Origin of the sequence: Hypericibacter sp. (assembly GCF_050729195.1) — a bacterium.
Classification (GTDB): Bacteria; Pseudomonadota; Alphaproteobacteria; order Dongiales; family Dongiaceae; genus Hypericibacter.
The window spans coordinates 1-5,348 of record NZ_JBOHKS010000240.1; the positions used below are offsets into that span (position 1 = coordinate 1).

Annotated in this window: 2 protein-coding genes; both read right to left on the reverse strand. The window is 64.7% G+C overall.

The window, feature by feature from the left end; translation table 11 throughout:
- Positions 1 to 177 precede the first annotated feature (177 nt).
- Positions 178 to 3,900 carry a vitamin B12-dependent ribonucleotide reductase gene (locus ACREE8_RS19005; protein WP_431574577.1) on the reverse strand — a complete coding sequence of 1,241 codons (3,723 nt, stop codon included), beginning with the start codon at positions 3,898 to 3,900 and terminating at the stop codon, positions 178 to 180.
- Between the two features lie 377 nt (positions 3,901 to 4,277).
- Positions 4,278 to 5,348 (reverse strand): NAD(P)/FAD-dependent oxidoreductase (locus tag ACREE8_RS19010; protein WP_431574578.1); only part of this gene is annotated, 1,071 nt, incomplete at its 5' end.

Consider the following 5,348-nt stretch of genomic DNA (forward strand, 5'->3'; position numbering starts at 1 on the left):
GCCGTTCAGACCGGAGGCGCCGCGGCCAGGGCAGGCGCTCTCGAATTGGTGGCGGCCCTGTCTTTCGTCGGGGTCGAAAATTCCGGGCGCGTGCCGCCGTCGCGCGCCCGGAAGTTGACAGGGAGACTCAGATAAACGTCACCTCTTAGTCACGTCCTGTGCCATTACCGCCGCTGCTTACGAGCAGCCGCTGGTCGATCCGCAGGTGGTGCACTTCATGCAAGTCCCGTTGCGGACCAGAGTGAAATTGCCGCATTCACCGCAGGCGTCCCCCTCATAGCCCTTGAGCTTCGCCTCGCGAATCCTCTCGAGCTTCGTATCGACGGCCTGCATGACGGCGACCCCGACGGCAACCGCTTCGGCGGTGCCATTGCCGGCGAGCCCTTCCACGGCAGAGATCGATGCCGTGCCATTTCCCATTTGCGCCGAGACGGTGCTGTGGCCATTGCCGATGGTCGCGGTCATCACCGTGTCGTCGCCATTGACCACCCGCTGCATGCCGCTCTGCTTGAGCACGAACAGGTTGGTCGAGCGCACGAAGCCGGTGCTGACCAGGCGCTTGGCTTCCATCGCGATCGCCGGCTTTGACATGGCCGGCATGTTGCCGTCGCCGGTGCCGTTGCCGACGCTGTCGGGCAGGAGATCGCCCGGCTGGGCATGGGCGAGGTCGGTGCGCGCGAGGTAGGAGATGGCGAGCTCGCGGAACACGTAATCGAGGATCGACGTCGCCATCTTGATGGCGTCGTTGCCTTCGACGATGCCGTTGGGCTCGAAGCGGGTGAAGGTGAAGGCCTCCACGAACTCCTCGAGCGGCACGCCATATTGCAGGCCGATCGAGATCGCGATCGCGAAATTGTTCATCAGGCTGCGGAAGGCGGCGCCCTCCTTGTGCATGTCGATGAAGATCTCGCCGACCGTGCCGTCCTCATACTCGCCGGTATGGAGATAGACCTTGTGGCCGCCGACGATGGCCTTCTGGGTGTAGGATTTGCGGCGGTTGGGCAGGCGTTTGCGGTCATGCTTGGCCACCCGCTCGACGATCCGCTCCACGATGCGCTCGGCGATGATCGGCGCGCGCTGGGCGGCCGTCTGCTCCAATACCTCCTCGAGCTCGTCCTCGTCCTCGAAAATCTGCGACTGCAGGGGCTGCGACAGCTTGGAGCCGTCGCGATAGAGCGCGTTCGCCTTGATGCCGAGGCGCCAGGACAGCATGTAGGCGTCCTTGCAATCCTCGACCGTGGCGCTGTTCGGCATGTTGATGGTCTTGGAGATGGCGCCGGAGATGAAGGACTGCGCCGCCGCCATCATGGTGATGTGGCTGTCGACCGAGAGGTAGCGCTTGCCGATGCGCCCGCAAGGGTTGGCGCAGTCGAAGATCGGCAGATGTTCCGCCTTCAGGCGTGGCGCGCCCTCGAGCGTCATGGCGCCGCAGCAATAGGTGTTGGCCTGCTCTATCTGCAGCTTGGTGAAGCCCAGCTCCGCCAGCATGTCGAAGCCGACCTCGTTGAGCTGCTCGGCCGTGAAGCTGAGGCCTGCGATGCAGAACGCCTCGCCCAGCACCCATTTGTTGAAGGCGAAGCGGATGTCGAAGGCGGTGGCCAGTGCCCCTTCCAGCGCCTGCAGCGCGCCGGCGGTGAAGCCCTTCGCGCGCAAGGCCGCATGATTGACGCCCGGTGATTGCTCCAGCGTGCCGTGGCCGACGGCGTAGCGGATGATGTCCTCGATCTTGGCCTCGTCATAGCCCAGCGCCTTGAGCGCCTGGGGCACCATGCGGTTGATGATCTTGAAGTAGCCGCCGCCGGCGAGCTTCTTGAACTTCACCAGCGCGAAGTCGGGCTCGATGCCGGTGGTGTCGCAATCCATCACCAGGCCGATCGTGCCGGTCGGCGCGATCACGGTGGATTGGGCGTTGCGATAGCCATGCTCCTCGCCCAGCGTCAGCGCCAGGTCCCAGGCCTTGCGGGCGTGTTCGCCCAGCGCCTTGTCCACGATGTTGGCGTGGTCGAGCGGCAGCGGCAGGACCGTCAGGTTCTCATAGCCCTTGGTCTCGCCATGGGCGGCGCGGCGGTGGTTGCGGATGACGCGCAGCATGGCGTCGCGGTTCTTGTCGTAGCCCGGGAAGGTGCCGAGCTCGCCCGCCATCTCGGCCGAGGTCGCGTAGGCGACACCGGTCATGATCGCGGTCAAGGCGCCGCAGAGCGCGCGGCCCTTGTCGCTGTCATAGGGCAGGCCCATCGCCATCAGGAGGCCGCCGATATTGGCGTAACCCAGGCCCAGCGTGCGGAACTCGTAGGAGAGCTGGGCGATCTCGCGCGACGGGAACTGCGCCATCAGCACCGAGATCTCGAGCGTGACCGTCCAGAGCCGGGTCGCATGCTCATAGGCCTCGATGTCGAAGCTGCCGTCATCCTTGCGGAAGGTCATCAGGTTCAGCGACGCCAGATTGCAGGCCGTGTCGTCGAGGAACATGTATTCCGAGCAGGGATTGGACGCGTTGATGCGGCCGCTCGCGGGGCAGGTATGCCATTCGTTGATGGTGGTGTCGTACTGGACGCCCGGATCGGCGCTGGCCCAGGCGGCGTGCGAGATCTTCTCCCACAGCTCGCGGGCCTTCATGGTCTTGGAGACCTTGCCGTCGGTGCGCCGGATCAGCTTCCAGTCGCCGTCGGTCTTCACCGCCTCGATGAAGCCGTTGGTGACCCGCACCGAATTGTTGGAGTTCTGGCCGGAGACCGTCAGATAGGCGTCCGAATCCCAATCGGTGTCGTAGGTGCGGAACTCGATCGACTTGTAACCCTGCTGGGCGAACTGGATCACGCGCTGGATGTAGTTCTCCGGCAGCATGACCTTGCGCGCGGCCTTGATCGCGGTCTTCAGCGCCTTGTTCTGCTTGGGATCGAAGCGCCCGTCGGTCTTGTCGGCATGGCAGGCGGCGATGATCGCGTTCAGATGGGGGCCGGCGAGGCGCGAGCCCGCCACCAGGGCCGCGACCTTCTGCTCCTCGACGACCTTCCAGTCGATATATTCCTCGATATCAGGATGATCGAGATCGACCGTGACCATCTTGGCGGCGCGGCGCGTGGTGCCGCCCGACTTGATGGCACCGGCCGCGCGGTCGCCGATCTTGAGGAAGCTCATCAGGCCCGACGACTTGCCGCCGCCCGAGAGCTTCTCGCCCGAGCCGCGCAGCATCGAGAAGTTCGAGCCGGTGCCCGAGCCATATTTGAACAGGCGCGCCTCGCGCACCCAGAGATCCATGATGCCACCCTCGTTCACGAGGTCGTCGGACACCGACTGGATGAAGCAGGCATGGGGCTGGGGGTGCTCATAGGCCGAGGCCGAAGCGACCAGCTTGCCGCTCTCGAAATCGACGTAATAGTGGCCTTGCGAAGGGCCATCGATGCCATAGGCCCAATGCAGGCCCGTGTTGAACCATTGCGGGCTGTTGGGGGCGCCCATCTGACGCGCCAGCATGAAGCGCATCTCGTCGTAATAGGCCTGGGCGTCGTCCTCGCCGTCGAAATAGCCGCCCTTCCAACCCCAATAGGCCCAGGTGCCGGCCAGGCGGTCGAACACCTGGGTCGCCGAGGTCTCGCCGACCACGCGCTGCGCCGGCTCGAGGCCCGCCAGGGCCGTTTCGTCCGGGACATGGCGCCAGAGGAAGGAGGGGACGGTATTCTCCTCGACCGACTTCAGCCGGGCCGGAACCCCCGCCTTGCGGAAATACTTCTGGGCCAGCACGTCGCAGGCGACCTGGGACCAGTCGGCCGGCACGTCGATGTCGCGCAGCTGGAACACCAGCGAGCCATCCGGGTTGCGGATCTCACTCGTGGTCTTGCGGAACTCGATGTCGGCATAAGGAGAATCCCCGGCACGCGTGAAGCGACGGTCGATACGCATTTAATAACCCCCATGGAGGCCGAAATTCGCAGAATCCTCTCCCCTCTTGAGCTTTCACTCGAAAGACGCTCTACAGGGATTTGATCCGCCGCCAGATATTGGGGCCCAACCGCACCGGCGTCCCAACATATTGATCGCGGAGTCATGAGTTTGCAACCACATTCTGTGGCCGATTTTCCCCCAAACACTAAATGTAGTGCATCGCAATAGGCCTAGTGGGTCGCGTATGGCGGATTTCCGCGCCTTATGGTTAAGGAATGATGAAGGCATATTGCGGTGCACAAATTGAGGAATAAAACGGGCTGGGAAGCGAGCGATCAGGGACTCCGATCAGCCCTCTTTGAAGACTCGCCAAGCGCAGATTCTCGCCTCCTCTTTCAGTGGGCGAGGCGGTCCTTGAGGTCGAACCAGGCCATGGCGAGGGGCACGAACCAGGCTTCGCCACGGTGATAGAAGCGAGTCGGGAAGGGCAGGTCGTCGAAGGCCGTTGCGCCATCGGAGGCACCCAAGATCCGGCGTGCCAGCTTGAGGCCGAGCCAGCTGCCCATCGGGATGCCCATATAGTTGTAGCCCAGCGCGTAATGCACCCGGTCCTTCCGGCCGATATGGGGGAGGACGTCGAAGCTGGCGGCGCAGCGCCCGGTCCAGGCATGCCTGATCCGGGTTCCGGCCAGATCGGGAAAGAGCCGAACCAGCCGGCGATGCAGGATCGCCGCCTTGGCCTTGAGGTCGCGCGCGGGCCCGCCGGTGCGTCCGCCGAAGAGCAGGCGCGAGCGGTCTGGCGAGAGCCGCAGGAAATCGATGTTCATCCGGTAATCCTCGACGATGCGAGGGTTGGGCAGGATCCGCGCCAGTCGCTCGGGCGCCAGCGGTTCGGTCGCGATCATGAAGCCGTGGAACGGCACCACCCGCCGCCGCAGCGCCGGGGTCAGGCCGCCAGTATAGCCGTTGGTGGCGATGATGACGTCGCGGGCCGCGATGCCGCCCCGCGTCGTCTGCAGGGTCACCTTGTCGGGCCAGAAATCGAGCGACGTCACGGCGGTCAGATCGTGGACCGCGACGCCTGCCGCCCGCGCGCTCGCCAGCAATCCCTGATGATAGAGCGCCGGGTGGATCGCGCCGCGGTCGGGCCCGTAGCTGCCGCCCTGATAGAGCTCGGTGCCGAGATGGAGATGCTGGCGCGATTTCGGCACCATCTCGAATTCCTCGCCCAGATGGCGGCGCTGGATCTCGAGCTTGCGGCCGAAGGAATCATATTGGCGCTGGGAAAAGACCGGGATGAAGCGGCCGCAGCGCTCGAGCTGGCAGTCGATCTTCTCCTCTTCGACGACGCGATAGACCTGGTCGTAGGCGGCCCAGACCTCGCCATAGAGCGTCTTGGCCCGGTCGAGCCCGACGCTGTCGATCAGGTCGGCGAAATCGGGCACCAGGGCGCGGCCCACGAAGCC

What these genes read in the sequence shown, in the direction of transcription:
- ACREE8_RS19005 (WP_431574577.1), bottom strand. Translation starts at nt 3,900, where the DNA reads ATGCGTATCGACCGTCGCTTCACGCGTGCCGGGGATTCTCCTTATGCC.